The organism is Glycomyces dulcitolivorans (genome assembly GCF_003265355.1).
In the GTDB taxonomy this organism is placed as follows: Bacteria; Actinomycetota; Actinomycetes; order Mycobacteriales; family Micromonosporaceae; genus Glycomyces; species Glycomyces dulcitolivorans.
Genome location: NZ_QFRW01000148.1, coordinates 1 through 2,622, shown reverse-complemented (window position 1 = coordinate 2,622; position 2,622 = coordinate 1). Strand labels below are relative to the sequence as shown.

Annotated in this window: 3 protein-coding genes; 2 read left to right on the top strand and 1 reads right to left on the bottom strand. The window is 72.8% G+C overall.

What is annotated here, in order from left to right:
• Positions 1–864 (top strand): MBL fold metallo-hydrolase (locus DI269_RS13270; RefSeq protein ID WP_332871945.1); only part of this gene is annotated, 864 nt, incomplete at its 5' end.
• Complete coding sequence (locus tag DI269_RS13265) at positions 854–1,687, top strand: MBL fold metallo-hydrolase (RefSeq protein WP_112136618.1); 834 nt, start codon at positions 854–856, stop codon at positions 1,685–1,687. The genes DI269_RS13270 and DI269_RS13265, both read left to right, overlap by 11 nt.
• 6 nt (positions 1,688–1,693) lie before the next feature.
• Here DI269_RS13265 and DI269_RS13260 read toward each other — a convergent pair.
• Positions 1,694–2,622: sensor histidine kinase (locus DI269_RS13260; RefSeq protein WP_112136616.1), on the bottom strand; the 929-nt coding region annotated here is incomplete at its 5' end.

Genomic DNA, 2,622 nt, shown 5'->3' with positions numbered 1-2,622 from the left:
GCCGCCGCCGGGGGCGGCGTCGCCGCGGCCCAGGCCGAGACCGCCGGAGTGCGCCTGCGCTGGCTGGGCACCAACGCGTGGGAGTTCACCACCGAGACCGCGACCGTCCTCATCGACCCGTGGGTGAGCCGCTTCCCGACCGGGGCCTACACCAGCGGCGGCGCCGACCCCGCGACCCGCATCGAGGTCCACGAGGACGTCGTCGACGAGCACCTGCCGAAGGCCGACACGATCCTCGTCACCCACGGGCACTGGGACCACATCGCCGACGTCCCCTACCTCGCGAAGCAGACGGGTGCCACGGTGCTCGGCACCGAGACGCACCTGAACCTGCTGCGCGCCATGGACGCCCCCGACGCGCAGCTGTCGCAGGTCGGCGGCGGGGAGCTGTACCGGTTCGAGGGCTACACCGTCGAGGTGTTCCGCTCCTCCCACTCCACCACCGGCGAGCACAAGAGGATCCTCTTCGGCGGCACCCGCCCCGGGAAGGTCCCCTCGCGGCCCAAGAAAATCAAGGACCTCATCGAGGGCGGCTCCCTCACCTACCTGATCGACTTCGGCTCCGTCTCCTTCTTCAACATGGGGTCGGCGAGCTTCCACGAGCACGAGATCGAAGGCGTGCGGCCCACGGTGCTGTTCCTCCAGCCCGGCGGCGGCCACACCCCGGACTTCGTCGAGCGCGCGCTGGCCGCGACCGGGTTCCCGCCGTACGTGGTCGCCTCCCACTGGGACGACTTCGACAAGCCGCTGACCGAGCCGGCCGTCAAGGGCGGCGACTGGGAGGCCCTGCGCGACCGCGTGGCCGCCGCGAGCCCCGACACAGAGTTCCTGCTCATCGACCACCTGGAGAGCCATGAGTTCTGAGGTCACCGTCCGCTGGCTCGGCACCAACGCCTGGGAGATCACCTCGGACGGGACCACCGTCCTGGTCGACCCGTACGTCTCGCGCACCTACACCGGCGCCACGGTCCCCGGCCAGTTCAACCCGGACACGCCGATCACCGTGGACGAGACCGCGATCGAGGCCTACATCGGCACCGCCGACTCGATCCTGGTCACGCACGCGCACTTCGACCACATCGCCGACGTCCCGGCCGTGGCCGCCAAGACCGGCGCCACGGTGCTCGGCACCGAGACGCACCTGAACCTGCTGCGCGCCATGGGCACTCCGGACGCGCAGCTGTCGCAGGTCGGCGGCGGGGAGCTGTATCAGTTCGAGGGCTACACCGTCGAGGTGTTCCGCTCCTCGCACGGCGTCTCCGGCAAGCACAAGTCGCTGCTGTTCCCCGGCACCCGCCCGGGCCCGGTCCCGGCGAGACCCGAGGCCATCAAGGACCTCGTCGAGGGCGGGTCCCTCGCCTACCTGGTGACGTTCGGGGAGGTGTCGCTGTTCTTCAACGGCCTGCCGTCCTTCCACGAGCGCGAGGTCGCCGGGGTGCGGCCGACGGTGCTGTTCATGCAGGGCCCCAACCCGAACTACCCGGACTACGTGCCGCGGATGCTCGCGGCCACCAGGCACCCGCCGTACATCGTGCCGACGCACTGGGACGACTACGAAGCGCCCCTTGAGGAACCCGCGGTCGACCACTTCGGGGCCGCGGCGCTGGGGGAGCTGGTGGCCGAGGCGAGCCCGGAGTCGGAGTGGGTGCTCCTGGACCACCTGGAGTCCCACACGTTCAGCGCCTGACCCCGCTCAGCGGCGCGAGCGCCTGCTGCGGGAGCCGCGGACGCGCGGCGCCTGCCGCGGGCGGGGGACCGGTTTCGGCAGGGTCCCCTTGATGGTCCAGCGGTCGCCGTCGAGCGCGTGCTCGACGGTGCCGCCGGCCTCGCTGAAGCGCCGGGAGAGCATCGACAGGCCGTTGCCGCCCTCGGCGGGCTCGGCCGCGCCGTCGTTGACGACGGTGACGGTGACCTCCGCGTCGATCTCCACGATGGAGACGTTCGCGGCGGTCGGCTCGGCGTGGCGGATCAGGTTCGTGGTCGCCTCGCGCACCAGCAGCCCGAGCAGCCGCTCGGTGTCCTCGTCGAGGGTCGGCGCCGCGTCGGGCACGCTGGCCTCGACCCCGGCGGACTTGAGGATCCGTGCGGCCGAGTCGATCTCGTCGGCCAGGGCGGTCTTGCGGTAGCCGCCGACGACGGCGCGCATGTCGCGCAGGGCCTCGCGCGCGAGCTCCTCGACCGCGCGGACCTCGCTGGCGGCCAGCTCGGGGTCGGTGTCGGCGAACCGGCGCGCCACCTGGGCCTTGAGCATGATCGCCTGGAGGTGGCCGCCCTGGACGTCGTGCAGCTCGCCCGCGAACCGCAGGCGCTCCTCGGCGACGGCGAGGTCGGCGGCGAGCCCGCGGGCCTTCTCCAGCTCCCGGGCGACCTGGTAGTGCCACAGCTGGCACACGATGCCGACCGCGATGGAGGGGACGAGGATCGCGGAGGTGAGGGCGGCCGACGCGTCCATGTACCCCAGGCGCACCGTCACGACCGCCAAGGCGGTCCCGATGAGCGTGCCCGCGAGGACGGCCTGAGTGCGCCGCCCGGGCCGCGACCACAGCAGCGCGCCCTCGGCGGCGAGCAGTCCGGCCGGCGCCCCCCAGGCCGCGCTGACGTCGCCCGCGGTCGCCTCGGCGG